Source organism: Pseudaminobacter soli (ex Li et al. 2025), assembly GCF_029892515.1.
Classification (GTDB): domain Bacteria; phylum Pseudomonadota; class Alphaproteobacteria; order Rhizobiales; family Rhizobiaceae; genus Pseudaminobacter; species Pseudaminobacter soli_A.
In genome coordinates this window covers 336,388-354,015 of record NZ_JARXVF010000003.1, presented here as the reverse complement: position 1 = coordinate 354,015, position 17,628 = coordinate 336,388, and the positions used below count along the sequence as shown (strand labels likewise).

At 64.3% G+C, this 17,628-nt stretch carries 13 protein-coding genes; 10 read left to right on the top strand and 3 right to left on the bottom strand.

Going from position 1 to position 17,628, the window contains the following annotated elements; genetic code table 11:
• Window positions 1–112: 112 nt before the first annotated feature.
• Window positions 113–2,716 (bottom strand): mechanosensitive ion channel domain-containing protein, encoded by a 2,604-nt coding sequence (locus M2281_RS16105; protein WP_425537740.1) that lies wholly within the window; start codon window positions 2,714–2,716, stop codon window positions 113–115.
• A gap of 168 nt (window positions 2,717–2,884) precedes the next feature.
• On the opposite strand from M2281_RS16105, the gene M2281_RS16100 reads away from it, so the two are divergent.
• From M2281_RS16100 to M2281_RS16080, 5 genes are read left to right on the top strand one after another with little or no spacing between them, the layout of a single operon-like run.
• Complete coding sequence (locus tag M2281_RS16100; protein WP_280822185.1) at window positions 2,885–4,144, top strand: sarcosine oxidase subunit beta family protein; 1,260 nt, start codon at window positions 2,885–2,887, stop codon at window positions 4,142–4,144.
• Window positions 4,145–4,156: 12 nt separating this feature from the next.
• Window positions 4,157–4,459: a sarcosine oxidase subunit delta family protein gene (locus M2281_RS16095; RefSeq protein ID WP_280822184.1), complete on the top strand. Its 303-nt coding sequence runs from the start codon at window positions 4,157–4,159 to the stop codon at window positions 4,457–4,459.
• Window positions 4,456–7,449 (top strand): sarcosine oxidase subunit alpha family protein, encoded by a 2,994-nt coding sequence (locus tag M2281_RS16090; RefSeq protein ID WP_280822183.1) that lies wholly within the window; start codon window positions 4,456–4,458, stop codon window positions 7,447–7,449. Before M2281_RS16095 ends, M2281_RS16090 begins: the two co-directional genes overlap by 4 nt.
• On the top strand, window positions 7,442–8,029 hold the full coding sequence (locus tag M2281_RS16085; protein WP_280822182.1) for a sarcosine oxidase subunit gamma: 588 nt from the start codon (window positions 7,442–7,444) through the stop codon (window positions 8,027–8,029). The genes M2281_RS16090 and M2281_RS16085 overlap by 8 nt, the downstream gene beginning before the upstream one ends.
• 36 nt (window positions 8,030–8,065) lie before the next feature.
• Entirely contained in the window at window positions 8,066–8,458 is a 393-nt protein-coding gene (locus M2281_RS16080) for a RidA family protein (protein ID WP_280822180.1), read from the top strand.
• A 6-nt stretch (window positions 8,459–8,464) separates the two neighbouring features.
• On the opposite strand, the gene M2281_RS16075 is transcribed toward M2281_RS16080, so the two are convergent.
• On the bottom strand, window positions 8,465–9,175 hold the full coding sequence (locus M2281_RS16075) for a nitroreductase (protein ID WP_280822179.1): 711 nt from the start codon (window positions 9,173–9,175) through the stop codon (window positions 8,465–8,467).
• Window positions 9,176–9,345: 170 nt separating this feature from the next.
• Here M2281_RS16075 and M2281_RS16070 point away from each other — a divergent pair, with 170 nt between their 5' ends.
• The 5 genes from M2281_RS16070 to M2281_RS16050 all read left to right on the top strand — a co-directional run bounded on the left by M2281_RS16070 (window position 9,346) and on the right by M2281_RS16050 (window position 16,999).
• Window positions 9,346–9,951, top strand: coding sequence for a helix-turn-helix domain-containing protein (locus M2281_RS16070; protein WP_280822178.1), 606 nt, complete (start codon window positions 9,346–9,348; stop codon window positions 9,949–9,951).
• Between the two features lie 68 nt (window positions 9,952–10,019).
• Window positions 10,020–12,470, top strand: a complete 2,451-nt coding sequence (locus tag M2281_RS16065) for a GcvT family protein (RefSeq protein ID WP_280822177.1) — start codon at window positions 10,020–10,022, stop codon at window positions 12,468–12,470.
• On the top strand, window positions 12,467–13,372 hold the full coding sequence (locus M2281_RS16060; protein ID WP_280822176.1) for a homocysteine S-methyltransferase family protein: 906 nt from the start codon (window positions 12,467–12,469) through the stop codon (window positions 13,370–13,372). The genes M2281_RS16065 and M2281_RS16060 overlap by 4 nt, the downstream gene beginning before the upstream one ends.
• Window positions 13,365–14,558 (top strand): pyridoxal phosphate-dependent aminotransferase, encoded by a 1,194-nt coding sequence (locus tag M2281_RS16055; RefSeq protein WP_280822175.1) that lies wholly within the window; start codon window positions 13,365–13,367, stop codon window positions 14,556–14,558. The genes M2281_RS16060 and M2281_RS16055 overlap by 8 nt, the downstream gene beginning before the upstream one ends.
• Window positions 14,555–16,999, top strand: a complete 2,445-nt coding sequence (locus M2281_RS16050) for a GcvT family protein (RefSeq protein WP_280822174.1) — start codon at window positions 14,555–14,557, stop codon at window positions 16,997–16,999. Before M2281_RS16055 ends, M2281_RS16050 begins: the two co-directional genes overlap by 4 nt.
• A gap of 38 nt (window positions 17,000–17,037) precedes the next feature.
• On the opposite strand, the gene M2281_RS16045 is transcribed toward M2281_RS16050, so the two are convergent.
• On the bottom strand, window positions 17,038–17,625 hold the full coding sequence (locus tag M2281_RS16045) for an NAD(P)H-dependent oxidoreductase (RefSeq protein WP_280822173.1): 588 nt from the start codon (window positions 17,623–17,625) through the stop codon (window positions 17,038–17,040).
• Between the last annotated feature and the right edge of the window lie 3 nt (window positions 17,626–17,628).

The window sequence follows — 17,628 nt, the reverse complement described above, 5'->3', positions numbered from 1 at the left end:
GGTGTTGCCACCGCCCCTGTTGCGTTTCGCAAGATGTTTTCACCCTTGCAGTGACTTTATAGGTATTCCAACCTGAACGGCAACTGAATGACACGTTCAGGCCACAATTCGGTCACGCTGGATCAGGTTTCTTGCTGCGGCGGCGCGGCGCCGGCTGCTGAGCCGCCCTGGCGCGTGCGCTCAAAAGCTCGAAATATTCGGCTTCCGCCTTCTCGTCGTCGATCGACCATGTCTTTGGCGAGGACGGCGCCTTGACGACGATGTCGCGCCGCGGCGCCGGTATCTCGATGTTTTCCTTGTCGAAGGCCTCGACGATGGCGAAACGGATGTCGTTCTGCACGATCGAGCCGTTGCCGATGTCGGCCAAAAACACCCGGACTTCGAAATTCAGTGCGGATTCGCCGAAGGCGGCGAAAAGCACGAAGGGTTCCGGGTTCTTGAGGACCATGTGATGGCTGCGGGCGATGTCGAGCAGGATCTCGTGCACGCGCTTGACGTCCGAACCATGGGCGACGCCCACCGGTATCTCGACACGGCCCAGCTTGTTGCGGTGCGTCCAGTTGCCGACAGCGCCGTTGATCAGCTCCGAGTTGGGCAGGATCACGGTCTGGCGCTGGAAGGTCTCGATCTCGGTGGCGCGCACGCTGATCTTCTTCACCGTGCCGGAAACTTGTCCCGCCACGATCCAGTCGCCCGCCTTGAATGGACGCTCGGCCAACAGGATCAGGCCGGAGACGAAATTCGACACCACATTCTGCAAGCCGAAACCGATACCGAGCGAGAGACCACCAGCAACCAGCGCAAGGTTGGACAGATCGATGCCTGCCGAGGAGATTCCGATCAGCCCCGCCAGCGCGATGCCGGCATAGCCGATGACGGTCCGGATCGAATTGCGCACGCCGGCGTCAACCTTGCCGCGCGCCATCACCGAGCCGTCGAGCCAGCCCTGGAACCAGCGGGTGATGAAATAGCCGAGCACGAAGACGACGACGCCGGTGACGATCGCCAGCGGCGAAAACGAGAAGGCGCCGATCTTGAAGCCGGTCGCCAGCTTGTTGAGCCATACCAGGAGGTCGCCCGGCTGGAACCCCCACTGGAACAGGATGAAGGGCAGGAAGACGATGACGATCAGGATGTGGATCAGCACATTGGAGACAAGGCCGAGCTGATCGAGCGTCGTGTCCTCGAGATTATGTTTGGTCTTCAGCCAGCGGCCGACCGAGGTATCGGCAAACGCGCCCTCGTCCGAAATGGCGCTTGCCGCCAGAAAACCGATATAGGCGGTCGCCAGCAGCGCGCCGGTAATGACGATCTGCTGCGAGACGAACTGGGCAAAGCTGACATAGCCGAGCAGCGCCGAAACGATCGTGACCAAGCCGATCAGATAGAGGAGATAGCGCAGCGTTGTCGGCCAGGGGCGCGGAGTGCCCTTCTCATCCACGAAAGGCTTGACGGAGCCGATCAGCACCAGGAGCACGCCCACCAGCAGCGCGGCCACGAGGCTCTTCACGATTGTGACCGAAAGCGGCGAGCTCAAAGTGTCGCTGACCACGCCCATGAAGGCGTCGAGACCGACCACGAAGGCGGTGAGCGTCATCAGCCAGACCAGCAGCTGCGCGGCACGCGACTCGATCGAGATCAGGCGCCAGTTCGGCATGTCCGGCGACAGCACGGCCCGGCTCAGGCAATTGACGAAGAAGCTGACGAACAGCACCGTGAAGAAGCCGCTCAGCAGAACGCCGATATCACCGCGCAGCACGTTGAAATAGGTGTAGAGCGTGACCGTGCCGGAGAGGAGCACGCCCATCGCCAGCGTCGGCAGCAGCGTCGACCAGAAGGCCACCGACAGGCGGCTGAGATAGGATGGATCCTCCAGCGACGGATCGCGATTTATCAGGCGCCCGAAAATCCGCCGCCCGCCGAACTGCATGACGGCAGCGACAAGCAGCGCAAAGAAGGTCGCCGCAAGCACGGCGCGGAACTTGAACTGGACGACGAAGCGCAGCCAGGACGAAACCGAATTGTAGAGGCGGGAGATCTCGTAATTGACCGCATGCCCGACCTCGCCGGTGAACGCGTTGGCGAGCTCGTAGCGCTTGGTCAGCATGTTGGTGAACAGGCTGCGGCGCAGCACAGTGATCTTGTTGACCATGCCGTTGACGCGCACCGAAAGATCCTCGGCCTTGCCTAGGAGAACGTTGATCTCAGCCTTTTCGGTGTTGAGCGCATGCCGCTCGTTGGCCACCATTTCGGGTTCCGGCGGCTGGCCGTCGGCTGGCGGGTTACCGAGCTGGGTAACGCGCGAATTGATCTCGGCAAGGCGCGGACGGAATGCGATGCCGCTGTCGAGCAGCGACTTGTCCACGGCTTCCAGCTGCCCGCGAAGCGCCACGAGCCCGGCATCGTCCTTGCTGGCCTGGTCGACCTTCTTCGAGATGTCGTCGACCTGCTTGGTAAGCCCCTCGATCTTCTCGCGCTGCTCGGTCATCACGCTGGCAACGGGCGCGGCCTTGGGGGCAGCCTGTGCCGGCGGCTCGGCGGATTGGTCTGGCGCGGCCGGCTGAGCCTCCGTGGCCGGCGCAGTCGACTCTGCCGGCGCGGCAGTCTCCTGCGCATGAGCAACGACAGACACGCCCCCACCGGCAAGAACAAGCAGGAAGAGCATGACGAAGATGTGCCGCAAGGCGAGACTGGCGTGGCGATTCAAAGGCTTCAACTACCGGTTTCCGAACGAGGCACAGTGATAAAGACGGCGGGACAACGGGGCAAGCTGCTTGATCGCCCACGAAGTCGGCCATACGAAAGGTAATGGCGCTTTCCTCGCGCTGGCCGAGGCGCCTGCGCGATAGGTTGCGTCATCCACCAAACCGGATGACATGGAATAATGGCGGAATATTCGGTCTTCTCGCTTCTAAAGAACGCGTTCTCTGGAAATCGCGACTGGAAGCCTGCCTGGCGCAAGCCGGAGCCCAAACCCTCCTACGACGTGATCGTGATCGGCGGCGGCGGGCATGGGCTCTCGACGGCCTACTATCTCGCCAAGGAACACGGCATCACCAATGTCGCGGTGCTGGAGAAGGGCTATCTCGGTTCCGGCAATGTCGGGCGCAACACCACCGCCGTGCGCTCCAACTATCTCCTGCCGGAAAACATCCGCCTTTACGAGCATTCGATGAAGATGTGGGAGAACCTCTCCCACGACCTCAACTACAACGTCATGTTCTCGCAGCGCGGCGTGCTGAACCTCGCGCACACCCCTGCCCAGCTCGACGACTATGCTCGTCGTGGCAACGCCATCATCCATTCGGGCGCCGACTCCGTGCTGATGACGCCGACCGAGATCGAGCGGCTGATGCCCGGCATCGACGCATCGGGCTCGGCCCGCTTCCCGATCATCGGCGGCCTGATGCAATGGCGCGCGGGCACCGCCCGCCACGACGCAGTGGCCTGGGGCTATGCGCGGGGCGCCGACCGGCGCGGCGTCGACATTCTGGAGAACTGCGAAGTTACCGGCTTCATCAAGGATGGAGACCAAGTGGTCGGCGTCACCACCACGCGTGGCGAAATCCGCGCGAAGAAGGTGGCCGTTGCCGTCGCCGGCTCCACTGGCCACGTCATGAACATGGCAGGCATCGACAGACTGCCGATCGAAAGCCACGTTCTGCAGGCCTTTGTGTCGGAGTCGCTCAAGCCGTTCCTCGATACGGTCGTGACCTTCGGCATGGGCCACTTCTATGTCGGCCAGTCCGACAAGGGCGGCCTGATCTATGGCGGCGACCTCGACGGCTATAACAGCTACGCCCAGCGCGGCAACCTGCCCATCGTCGAGGAAGTGAACAGCGAGATGCTGGCGCTCTTCCCCAGCCTCGCCCGCGTGCGCGTGCTGCGTTCGTGGGGCGGCCTCTGCGACATGTCGATGGACGGCTCGCCGATCATCACCACCGGCCCCCTGCCCGGCATGTATCTGAACTGCGGCTGGTGCTACGGCGGCTTCAAGGCAACGCCTGCCTCCGGCTGGTGCTTTGCCTACACCATCGCCAAGGACGAGCCGCACCCGATCAACGCGCCCTTCACGCTCGACCGCTTCCACCGCGGCGCCATCATCGACGACAAGGGCCAGGGTTCGACCCCTCGCCTGCACTGAGCGGATACACCGATGCTGATCACCTGCCCCTATTGCGGCCCGCGCGACGTCTCCGAATACACCTATCAGGGCGACGGCAACCGCACGCGCCCCGATCCCGCCTCGACCGACCAGGAGGCATGGAACGCCTATGTCTATGACCGGCTGAACCCGCGCGGCGAGCATCATGAATTCTGGCAGCACTCCGGCGGCTGCCGCGCGCATCTCAAGGTGACGCGCAACACGCTGACGCATGTAATCTCCAGCGTCGGCTTCGCGCGCGACGCCGGGCATCGCAAGTCGGACGGCCACCGCAAGACGGGAGCCCAGGCATGAGCCCGCGCCGCGCCGTATCCGGCGGACGAATCGACCGTCTGCGCACAATCCGCTTCACCTTCGACGGTCGGCCCTACACCGGCCACGCCGGCGACACACTGGCCTCGGCGCTGCTGGCCAATGGCGTCACGCTCTTCGGCCGCTCGTTCAAATACCACCGGCCGCGCGGTGTGCTGACGGCGGGCGTGGAGGAGCCGAACGCGCTGGTGACCGTACTGAGCGGCGCCGTGCGCGAGCCCAACATTCCGGCCACGATGCTGGAGATCTATGACGGGCTGGTCGTCGAAAGCCAGAACCGGTTTCCCTCGCTCGACTATGATGTCGGCGCGATCAACCAGCTGGGCGGCAAGCTGCTGGGCGCGGGCTTCTATTACAAGACCTTCATGGGACCGGTGATCGGTCCGCTGAAGGGTACTCGCTTCTGGATGTTCTGCGAACACTTCATTCGCCGCGCCGCCGGCCTCGGCCGCGCCGGCACCGAGCGCGATCCGTCGCGCTACGAGCGCATGAACGCCTTCTGCGACGTGCTGGTGGTGGGCGCAGGCCCCGCCGGGCTGATGGCGGCGAAGGCCGCCGCCGACAAGGGCGTCCGCGTCATCCTGGCCGATCTCGACGCCAATCCGGGCGGCTCGGCCAACTGGTCGGACGAGACCATCGACGGCATGGCTGCCGCTGACTGGGCCGCGGAAATGGTGCGCGAACTTAAGGGCCGCGAAAATGTCCGCGTGCTGCCGCGCACCACGGTCTGGGGCTATTACGACAGCAACACGCTGGCAGCACTTGAGCGCGTGGCTGACCACAAGCTGGCGCCCGCCAAGGGCGAGCCGCGCCACCGCCAGTGGACGATCCGCACCGGAGCCGTCGTGCTGGCCACCGGCGCGCTGGAGCGGCCGCTTGTGTTCCCCGGCAACGATCGGCCGGGCATCATGCTGGCCAGTGCCACCGAGCGCTACGTCAACCAGTATGGCGTACTGCCGGGCCGCAAGGTCGCGATCTTCACCAACAATGACAGCGCCTATCGCGCAGCCCTGGCCCTGAAAAAGGCCGGCGGCGAGATCGCGGCGATTGTCGACGTGCGCGAAAAGATCTCTCCTGCCGCCCGCGAGATCGCCGGCAAGGTCGGTGGCGCGCATTTGACCGGTCATGCGGTGATCGGCACCGAAGGCGGCAAGCAGCTTACCGGCATCAAGGTGCAGCGCTTCGATGACCGGACCGGCGTGCTATCGGACGATCCGCGCAATATTCCGGCCGATTCACTGCTGATGTCCGGCGGCTGGTCGCCGACGATCCATCTCGCCAGTCAGGCTGGCCTCAATCCGGCCTGGAGCGACGAGTTGCAGGCCTTCATGCCGCCGCAGGCGACGCAGAACTGGGTCGGCGCAGGCAGCTTCAACGGCAGCTTCGCCACCGCCAAAACCTTGGCCGAGGGCCATGCCGCAGGCTTGAAGGCGGCGGGCGCTCCGGCCACCGATATCGAACTGCCGGCGGTCGATGACGACGATCTGGACCCGAAGCCGGCCCCCGTCCTGGAAATCAAGGCCAGGGGCAAGGCCTTCGTCGACCACCAGCATGACGTGACGGCCGACGACGTGCGCCTTGCCCGTCAGGAAGGTTTTGTCTCCGTCGAGCACCTGAAGCGCTACACCACGCTCGGCATGGCGACCGATCAGGGCAAAAACTCCAACGTGCCGGGCCTTGCCATCATGGCCGACGCGCTCGGCAAGCAGATTCCGGAAGTCGGGACCACGCGTTTCCGGCCGCCCTTCGCGCCCGTTTCGGTGGGTTCGCTGGCAGCCGAACGCTACGGCGACATCCGGCCCGACCGGTTGACGCCCATGCACGACTGGCACCTCGAAAACGGCGCAACCATGTATGGCGCCGGCCTCTGGCACCGGCCGATGATCTACGCTCTGCCGGGCGAGACGGTGGAGCAGGCTTATGTGCGCGAGACGAAAACCACGCGCGAGGGCGTCGGGCTCGTCGACGTCTCCACGCTCGGCAAGATCGCCGTGCAGGGTCCGGATGCGGGCGAATTCCTCGACCGCGTCTACACCAACATGTTCTCCACACTGGCGGTCGGGAAGGCCCGCTATGGCCTGATGCTGCGCGAGGACGGCCTCGTCCTCGACGACGGCACGACCTGGCGGCTGGGCCAGCATGATTTCCTGATGACCACCACCACGGCCAATGCCGGCAAGGTGATGCAGCATCTCGAATATCTGCTCGATGTGGTGTGGCCGGAACTCAAGGTGCAACTCACCTCCGTGACCGACCAGTGGGCGGGTGCTGCAATCGCCGGTCCGAAGTCGCGCGACGTGCTGGCGGCCTGCGTGACCGGCACGAAGGTGGACAACGAAACGCTGCCCTTCATGGGCATCGTCTATGGCGAGATCGACAGCGCGCCGGTGATGATTTGCCGGCTCTCCTTCTCGGGCGAAATGGCCTACGAAGTTTATTGCGGCGCCGGCCACGGCATCCATGTGTGGGAAGCGCTAATGAAGGCTGGCAAGGCCTTCGGCATCGTGCCCTACGGCCTCGAGGCGCTCGGCACCATGCGCATCGAGAAGGGCCATGTCACCGGCGCGGAGATCGACGGCCGCACCACCGCGCGCGACCTGCATCTGGACTGGATGCTGTCGAAGAAAAAACCCTTCGTCGGCTCGGCCATGATGGACCGCGAAGGGCTTGCCGGCGAAGGCCGGCTGCAGCTCGTCGGCATCGTCCCGCTCGACAACCGTCCGGTGAACGGCGGCGCGCATATCGTAGAAGAGCTGCACGAAGACGGCCCGCGCGACTCGATCGGCCATGTCACGGCAATGTGCTATTCGCCGACGCTCGGCAAATATATCGCGCTGGCGCTGGTCAAGGACGGCAAGAGCCGCCGCGGCACCCGCGCCTTCGTCTCCGATCCTCTGCGCAGTCGTTTTGGCCCGGTCGAGATCGTCAGCCACCATTTCTATGACCCGGAAGGGAGCCGCATGCATGGTTGAGCAGGAATCCCCGCTGAAGCCCGTGTGGAAACCCGGCTCGCACGGCGATTTTTCGGGCGGCGTCGGCGTCTATCTGTCCGAGACGATGCCCGGCTCCATCGTCCAGCTGGCGGCCTGGCCCGGCGAGGAAAAGGCCATCATTGCCGCCATCAAGAAGGTGGCGGGCCTGAAGCTGCCGGATGGCGCGGGCGGCGGCGCGCCGGGCGACGCCAAGACAGCCTTCGGCTTCGCGCCCGGAAAGTTCCTCGTCGTCGACGAGAAGGAAGGGTTGTCCGAAGCTTTTGCCAAGGAAGTCGATGTTTCCGTCGGCACCGTCACCGACCTGTCGCACGGCCGCACGGCGATCCGCATCGCCGGCCCAAAGGCGGAATGGGTGCTGGCAAAATTCTTCGCCATCGATTTTTCGCAAGCCGCCTTCCCGGTCGGCGCCGGCCGCTCGACGGTGCATCACGACATCTTCGCGCAAGTCCAGCGCACGGCCCCGACGCAGTTCGACCTCTACGTCTTCCGCTCCTTCGCGCGCAGTTTCTGGACGGCGCTCTGCCACGCATCGGCTGAGGTGGGCTACGAGGTGCGGTAGTCCCTGACGCCGGCAACCATCGCGAGAAAGAAGAAAATGATGGAATTCATCAATTCACCTGAGGCCAAAGCAATCGGGCTGCCGTTCAGCCAGGCGGTGCGCGTTGGCGACGTCCTCTATCTGTCGGGCGTGCTCGGTAGCCGCCCCGGAACGCTGGAACTTGCTCCGGGCGGGATGGAAGCGGAAGCGCGCCAGACGATGGAGAACATCGGCGCGGTGCTGAAGGAAAACGGCCTCGGCTTCGCCGATGTGTTCAAATGCACCGTGATGCTGGCCGACATGTCGAAATGGGCCGAGTTCAACAAGGTCTATGTCAGCTATTTCGACCCTGACCGCCTGCCGGCGCGCTCGGCATTCGGCGCGAACGGCCTGGCGCTCGGCGCGCAGGTGGAACTCGAATGCTGCGCCTATATCGGAAAGCCGCGCTGAGCAGACCTATTTCCAGAACGTAACCCACTCTTCCTGCGGGGCACGGTCGGTGCGGAACGTGCTTTCGGGCTTGGTCGTGTCCTCATGGCCAAGCGCCATGCCGCAGACGACGATTTCCTCATCCGGAATGTCCAGAACCGGCCTGATCTGCTGGTGATAGGGCGCAAACGCCGCCTGCGGGCAGGTGTGCAGCCCCCTCGCCCGCGCGGCGATCATGATGTTCTGCAAGAACATGCCGTAGTCGATCCACGAGCCCTGGTTGAGCCTGCGGTCGATGGTGAAGATCATCCCCACCGGCGCGTCGAAGAAGATGAAGTTGCGGTCGTGCTGGGCGCGCATGCGCTCCACTTCGCGCCGGCCGATACCGAGCGCGGTGTAGAGGCCAAAACCGTTTGCGCGGCGGCGCGCCAGGTAAGGCTCGAAGAACTGGTCGGGGTAGTATTTGTACTCGTCCCACACCGCCTTTTCAGCGCGGATGCCGGAATTCAGGATAGCGTCGCTAATGCGCTGCTTGGTCTCGCCCTTGGTGACGTAGACCTTCCAGGGCTGCATGTTGGTGCCCGAAGGCGCGCGCGCGGCAACCTCGAGGATTTCGCGAACGGTCTCGTCGTCCACCGGCGTAGGCAGGAAGGCACGCACCGAGCGGCGCGACTCGATCGCTTCGTCGACGATGCGCGTGACATCGTCCATGTTGATCTCGGATCCGCGTGCCAGCATGACCTGTCCCTTCTCGATACCGTGGCAACCGGATCATCCCCCGATCACCCCCGGTTTCACCAGCATTTGCACCAGCCTCCCAACTATCGCAAGCAATAGCTTCATATCGTGAAATTCCCCTTGAATTTTTCACGAAACTGTCATCTGGTGAAAAATACGGAGGAATTTTCATGCCGGCCCAAAAAGCCCGCCACGCAGCGCCCGAAATCCCACCAGAAGGCAGCGCAAACGCGCTTCTGGCGCGGGATCTGCGTGCGCTGCGCAAGACGCGCGGGCTGACGCTTTCGGAAGTGGCGCAGTCGCTCGGCCGCTCCGTGGGCTGGCTGAGCCAGGTCGAGCGCGGGCTTTCCACGCCCTCGATCACCGATCTGCGCGCCTTTGCCGAATTGTTCGGCGTCTCGCTCAGCCTCTTCTTTGGCCATGACGTGCAGGACGAGGCCGAGCGCGGCGTGGTCGTGCGCGCCGGCCAGCGCCGCTCGCTCGGCACAAGCGATACCGGCCTGGTCGAAGAGCTTCTCTCGCCAGACCTTGGCGGCAGCTTCGAGATGCTGCGCTCGGAATTCGCGCCGGGAGCGGAGCTGAAGACGCCCGCCAACCGGCCGACCGAGGAAGCAGGCTATGTTGTGTCCGGCCACTTCGACATCGAGATCGATGGCGCGTGGCATCACCTTGCCGAAGGCGACAGTTTCCGGTTCGGCGGCAAGCCGTTCCGGTGGAAGAACCCAGGAGAAGAACCAGCGGTCGTGATCTGGGTGATCTCGCCGCCGGTCTATTAGGACAACACTGACTTTTGCGAGCAACGGCTAAGAAGGCCGATGCTCGAAGCGAATTGAGGGAGGAAAAAATGGCCGAGTTTCCGACGACGGCTCGTGTGGTCATCATTGGCGGCGGCGCGGTCGGCGTCTCGTCGCTCTACCACCTGGCCAAGGCCGGCTGGACCGACTGCGTGCTGCTCGAAAAGAACGAGCTGACCTCCGGCTCCACCTGGCATGCCGCCGGTAACGTGCCGACATTCTCCTCCTCCTGGTCGCTGATGAACATGCAGCGCTATTCGACCGAGCTTTATCGCGGGCTGGCGGCCGAGGTCGACTACCCGATGAACTACCATGTCACCGGCTCGCTGCGCCTTGCCCACTCGAAGGAGCGCATGCAGGAATTCCAGCGCGCCAAGGGCATGGGCCGCTATCAGGGCATGGACATCGAAATCGTGGGCGTCGACGACATCAAGTCGCGCTACCCCTTCATCGAAACGCATGAGCTGGAAGGCGCGCTCTACGATCCGAACGACGGCGACATCGATCCCGCCCAGCTGACCCAGGCGTTGGCTAAGGGCGCGCGCGACATGGGCGCCAAGATCGTCCGCTTCTGCCCCGTTATCGGCGTGCGCCGCGAGAATGGCGAGTGGGTGGTCTCGACCGCGCAGGGCGACATCCGCTGCGAATATGTCGTCAACGCCGCCGGCTACCGCGCGCAGGAAGTGGGCCGCATGTTCGGCCGCGAAGTGCCGATGATGGTGATGAGCCACCAGTACATCCTGTTCGAGGAAATCCCCGAACTGGCCGCCTGGTCGAAGGAGGCCGGCCAAAAACTGCCGCTGCTGCGCGACGTCGACACGTCCTACTATCTGCGCCAGGAAAAGAACGGCATGAACCTTGGCCCCTATGAGCGCAACTGCCGCGCCCATTGGGCCACCCCGAATGATCCAATGCCGGACGATTTTTCGTTCCAGCTCTATCCGGACGATCTCGAGCGGTTGGAGTGGTATCTGGACGACGCTGTACGCCGCGTGCCGATCCTCGGCACCGCCGGCCTTTCCAAGGTCATCAACGGCCCGATCCCCTATGCGCCGGACGGCAACCCGTTGATCGGCCCGATGCCGGGCGTGCCCAACGCCTTCGAGGCCTGCGTCTTTACCTTCGGCATCGCCCAGGCCGGCGGCGCCGGCAAGGTGCTGGCCGAGTGGATCACGCAGGGCCAGACCGAATGGGACATGTGGTCGTGCGACCCGCGCCGCTTCACCTCGTTTGCCGCCGCTCCCGACTATGCAGTCGCCAAGGGCATGGAGATCTACGGCAACGAATACGCCATCCACTTCCCGCGCCACGCCTGGCCAGCCGGACGTGACCGCAAGCTGTCGCCGATCCACGACCGCATCCAGAAGCTTGGCGCGCAGTTCAACGCCTACAATGGTTGGGAACGTGCCACCTGGTTCGCTCAGCTCGGTGACGACACCTCCGAGGAATCGACCGAGACCTTCAAGCGCTCCGGCCCGTGGGAGAAGCGTATCCGCGAGGAATGCCTCGCCGTTCGTGACGCCGCCGGCATCCTCGACCTGCCCGGCTTCTCGCGCTTCCGCCTGCAGGGCCCCGGCGCGCGCGCCTGGCTGTCGACGCTGATCACCGGCGTGGTGCCGAAGCCCGGCCGCATCGGCCTCGGCTACTTCGCCGACGACGCCGGCCGCATCGTCACCGAAATGTCGATCATGGCGATCGACGAGGACTTCTTCTTCCTCATCACAGCCGCTGTCGCCCAGTGGCACGACTTCGAATGGCTGAAGAAGCACCTGCCCGAGGGTTCCCAGATCACGCTGCAGGACGTGACCGACAACTTCTCCTGCCAGATCCTGTCCGGTCCGAACTCGCGCGCGATTCTCGCGGAAGTTTCCGACGCTGATCTCTCGTTGCCCTGGCTCACGCATCAGAGCGTGCAGGTTGCCGGTCGCTGGTGCCAGCTCGTTCGCGTTTCCTTTGCCGGCGAACTGGGCTGGGAAATCCACTCGAAGATCGAGGATACGGCCGCGATCTTCGACGCGGTCTGGGAAGCGGGCCAAAAGCATGGCCTGAAACCGTTCGGCATGTTCGCGCTCGACAGCCTGCGGCTTGAAAAGGGCTATCGCGCCTGGAAGGGCGACCTTTCGACCGATTACACCGTGCTGCAGGGCGGCCTGGACCGCTTCGTGAAGTGGGACAAGCCCGAGTTCAAGGGCAAGGTCGCCCTCCAGAACGAGAAGCAGCAGGGCGTGAAGAAGCGTTTCGTCACGCTGGTGATCGACGCGGGCGAACACGACGCGCCCTACATGTCGACGCTCTGGCACGACGGCAAGGTAGTCGGCGAAACAACTTCAGGAGGCTTCGGCTACAGGGTGGACAAATCCATTGCGCTCGGCATGATCCGCGCCGATCTCGCCGTGCCGGGCACCAAGGTGCACGTAGAAATCTTCGGCGAGAATTTCCCGGCGGTGGTGCAGGAAGACCAGCCGCTTTGGGACCCGAAGAATGAAAGGTTGCGTGCATGACGAAGGTTGTCCTGACGGACGGCGGCATGGGTCAGGAACTCGTGCGACGAAGCAAAAGCGAGCCATCGCCGCTATGGTCGGCGAAGGTGTTGATGGAGGAGCCCGATCTGGTGCGCGGCCTGCATGCGGAATTCATCCGCGCAGGCGCCAAGGTGATCACGCTCAACACCTATTCGGCCACGCCCGAACGGCTGGAGCGCGAGGGCGCACCGGAAATGTTCAAGCCGTTGCAGAAGCGCGGCATCGAGCTCGCCAAGGCCGCGCGCGACGAAGCAGGCGATGCGGCCATCGCCGGCTGCCTGCCGCCCCTGTTCGGCAGCTACGCGCCGGCGCTGACCATCTCCTATGATGAGACGCTGGACATTTATCGCCGCGTGGTTGCCGAGCAGGCCGACCATGTCGACCTGTTCCTGTGCGAGACCATGGCCTCGGCCGACGAAGCGCGCGCCGCCGTCACGGCCGCGACCGAAAGCGGCAAGCCGGTCTGGGTCTCCTGGACGCTGGCCGACCATGGCGAGCCGCGCCTGCGCAGCGGCGAAAGCCTGTCGGTTGCCAACGCCGCTCTCGGCGACATGCCGATCGCCGCGCGGCTCATCAATTGCTGCCGCCCCGAGGCCGTCGATGAGGCCTTTGCGGATCTGCTGGCACTCGGCGGAAAGGTCGGCGCCTATGCCAACGGCTTCACCGCCATCGAGGCGCTGAAACATGGCGGCACGGTCGACGTTCTGCATGCCCGCCACGACCTCGATCCCGCTGCCTACGCCGATTTCGCGATCGGCTGGGTAAAGCGCGGCGCCTCCATCATCGGCGGCTGCTGCGAGGTCGGGCCGGAGCACATTGCCGCCCTGCGCGACCGCCTTGTCTCCGAAGGTTTCGAGACCGCAGGAGCCTTCGATGCCTAAGCCATCCGCACGCGTCTCCGGCATCACCCCTTCCGGCAAGGACGGATGGGAGGTGCATTTCGAAGCCAGCACTCGCAAGGAGGCCGGCGAGGACATCATCATGCTCTCCGTCGGCGACCACGACTTCGACACGCCCGCCGAAACGGTAGAAGCCTGCGTGACCGCCGTCCGCGGCGGCTATCACCACTACACGCAGCTGCCCGGCATTCCGCGCCTGCGCGAAGCCATGGCGCGGATTTCGACGCAATCGACCGGCGTACCCACCACCGCCGACGAGATTCTTGCCGCACCAGGCGGCCAGCTTGCGCTCTACGCTGCCGCACAGGCCGTACTCGATCCGGGCGATCACGCCATCGTGGTGGCGCCCTACTACGCCACCTACCCGCCGACCTTCCGTGCGGTCGGTGCCGAATTCACCGTGGTCGAAGCCCGCTCGGAAGACGGTTTTCAGCCGCGCGCGGAAGACATCGAGAGGGCGGTGAGGCCCAACACACGCGCCATCCTCATCAACACGCCGAACAACCCGACCGGCGCCGTCTACACCCGCGAAAGCCTCGAAGGCCTCGCAGATGTTTGCCGCCGGCACGACCTCTGGCTTCTGTCGGATGAGGTTTATTGGACGCTCGGCGGCGGCGAGCACCTGTCTCCGCGTGCCCTGCCCGGCATGGCCGAGCGCACGCTGGTGATCAACTCCATGTCCAAGAGCCACGGCATGACCGGCTGGCGCATCGGCTGGGTGACCGGGCCGCAGGATCTCATCGCGGTTCTGGCCAGTCTAAGCCTCGTCACCACCTACGGCCTGCCCGACTTCGTGTCCCGCGCAGCCGCCGAAGCGCTGGAGAACGGCTATGGCGTGCAGGACATTGCCGGCCGCTACGCAGCACGCCGCACGATGTTCCTCGATGCCGTGCGCGGCCTCAACAACGTCACCGTGCGCGGCTCGGAAGGCGGCATGTATGTCATGCTCGACATCAGCGCCATCGAACCCGATTGCGAGAAATTCGCCTTCGGGTTCCTCGATGCTGAAAACGTTGCCGTCATGCCTGGCCTGAGCTTCGGCGAGTCTGCTGCCGGCCACATCCGCATCAGCCTTTGCCAGCCCGAAGAAACATTGAAGGAAGCAGCGCAGCGCCTCTGGCGCTTCGTGGCCTCCTACAGCCCACCCAAGGAAAGCAAAATCGCATGACCTCTCTGCCGCAAAAGGCCCGCGCCGTCATCATCGGCGGCGGCGTATCCGGTTGTTCCGTTGCCTATCATCTTGCCAAGCTTGGCTGGACGGACATCGTACTTTTGGAACGCAAGCAGCTTACTTGCGGCACCACCTGGCACGCGGCTGGCCTGATCGGCCAGCTGCGCGCCTCGCAGAACATGACACGGCTGGCGAAATATTCCGCCGACCTCTACGTCAAGCTCGAGGAAGAAACCGGCGTTGCCACCGGCATGCGCCAGGTCGGCTCCATCACGGTGGCGCTGACTGAAGAGCGCAAGCACGAGATCTACCGCCAGGCTTCGCTGGCCCGCGCCTTCGACGTCGACGTGCGCGAGATTTCGCCTCAGGAAGTCAAGGAGATGTACCCGCATCTCAACGTCTCCGACGTTGCCGGCGCCGTGCACCTGCCGCTCGACGGACAGTGCGACCCGGCCAACATCGCCATGGCCCTTGCCAAGGGCGCACGCCAGCGCGGCGCCAAGATCGTCGAGGGCGTGAAGGTCACCGCCGTTCACCAAAAGAACGGCCGCGTCACGGGCGTTTCCTGGGCGCAAGGTGACGAACAGGGCACGATCGAAACCGACGTCGTCATCAACTGCGCCGGCATGTGGGCGCGCGAGCTCGGCGCCATGTCGGGCGTGACCGTGCCGCTGCACGCCTGCGAGCACTTCTATCTCGTCACCGAGGCTATCCAAGGGCTTGGCCGCCTGCCGGTGCTGCGCGTGCCGGACGAGTGCGCCTACTACAAGGAAGACGCCGGCAAGATGATGCTCGGCGCTTTCGAGCCCAGGGCCAAGCCATGGGGCATGGAAGGGATCCGCGAGGATTTCTGCTTCGACCAGCTGCCCGAGGATTTCGAGCATTTCGAGCCGATCCTCGAAATGGGCGTGAACCGCATGCCGATGCTGGGCACCGCCGGCATCCACACCTTCTTCAACGGCCCCGAGAGCTTTACGCCCGACGACCGCTACTATCTCGGCGAAGCGCCGGAGCTCGGCGGCTATTGGGTGGCTGCCGGCTACAACTCGATCGGCATCGTCTCCTCCGGCGGCGCGGGCATGGCGCTGGCGCAGTGGATCAATGATGGCGAAGCCCCCTTCGATCTCTGGGAAGTCGACATCCGCCGCGCCCAGCCGTTCCAGAAGAACCGCTCCTATCTCAAGGAGCGCGTCTCCGAAACGCTCGGCCTGCTCTATGCCGACCACTTCCCCTATCGCCAGGTGGTCACCTCGCGCGGCGTGCGCCGCTCGCCCATCCACGAACATCTCAAGGCACGCGGCGCCGTCTTCGGCGAAGTTGCCGGCTGGGAGCGCGCCAACTGGTTCGCCAAGGAGGGCCAGGAGCGCGAATATCGCTACAGCTGGAAGCGCCAGAACTGGTTCGAGAACGGCCGCGAGGAACATCTGGCGGTGCGCAACAATGTCGGCCTGTTCGACATGACCTCCTTCGGCAAGATCCGGATCGAAGGTCGCGACGCGCTCGCATTCCTGCAGCGCATGTGCGCCAACGATCTCAACGTCGCGCCGGGCAAGATCGTCTACACGCAGATGCTGAACAATCGCGGCGGCATCGAAAGCGACCTCACCATCTCGCGCCTGTCGGACACTGCCTTCTTCGCCGTTGTGCCCGGCGCCACGCTGCAGCGCGACCTCGCCTGGCTGCGCAAGCATGTGCGCGACGAGTTCGTCGTCATCACCGATGTGACGGCGTCGGAATCCGTGCTCTGCCTGATGGGCCCGCGCTCGCGCGAACTGATCCAGAAGGTCAGCCCGAACGATTTTTCCAACGAGAACAACCCCTTCGGTACCTTCCAGGAGATCGAGATCGGCATGGGTCTCGCCCGCGCCCATCGGGTGACCTATGTCGGCGAACTCGGCTGGGAACTCTATGTCTCGACCGACCAGACGGCGCATGTCTTCGAGGCGCTGGAAGAAGCCGGCCGCGAGTTCGACCTGAAGCTGTGCGGCCTGCACACGCTCGATTCCTGCCGCATCGAAAAGGCGTTCCGCCATTTCGGCCACGACATCACCGATGAGGACCACGTGCTGGAGGCAGGCCTCGGCTTTGCCGTGAAGACCGGCAAGGGCGACTTCATCGGCCGCGACGCGGTGCTCGCCAAGAAGGAAGCCGGCCTCGATCGCCGCATGGTACAGTTCCGCCTCGCCGATCCGGAGCCGCTGCTGTTCCACAATGAGGCGATCGTTCGCGACGGCAAGATCGTGGGCACGGTGACCTCGGGCAATTACGGCCACTATCTCGGCGGCGCCATCGGCATGGGTTATGTGCCCGCCAAGGGCCAGAGCGAGGCCGACATCCTCAACTCGAAATACGAGATCGAGATCGCCGGCGAGCGCTTTGCGGCAGAGGCTTCGCTGAAGCCGATGTATGATCCGAAGGCCGAGCGGGTAAGGGCGTAACTCAATCTTACCCTCCCCCTTGCGGGGAGGGTAAACCCTCAAAGTGCCCTGAGCTTTCTTCGAACTTTTCGCAAAAACGCAGTACGGGTTTCTGGCGTCGACCTGTCCATCAGGTAATGCGCCAGAAACAGCGTGCGGCAACGCCAGCCGCAGAGCGAACGCAGGCCCCGCAATATCGTTTTGCGGCCGGGATGGCCCACCACATGCGACCACCAACGCGGGGCTCCACAGGTGGTGATGACCACGATCTTGGAGACGTGCGTCATCAGCGGCCTGATCGGCCCCGGGCCTTTCGGCAGCACGAAGGCAACGTCGGTCGCCCAGACCCGGTCCAGCCAGCCTTTCAGCATCGCCGGCAGGCCGTACCACCAGGTCGGATAGATGAAAACGATGGCCTCGGCCCATTTCAGGTGATCGATATAGGTCTTCAGCGCCGGATCGCTGGGAGCGCGGTCATTGTATTCGCGCCGCTCGGAGTGGCGCATCACGGGATCGAAATTCTCGGCATAGAGATCGACCAGCCGCGCCTCGCACCCCTTCGCCGCGATGGCTTCAAGCGCAGTGTCACGCACTGCCGCGCAAAAGCTCTCCGGCACCGGATGGCAATAAACGACCAGGACCTTCATGGC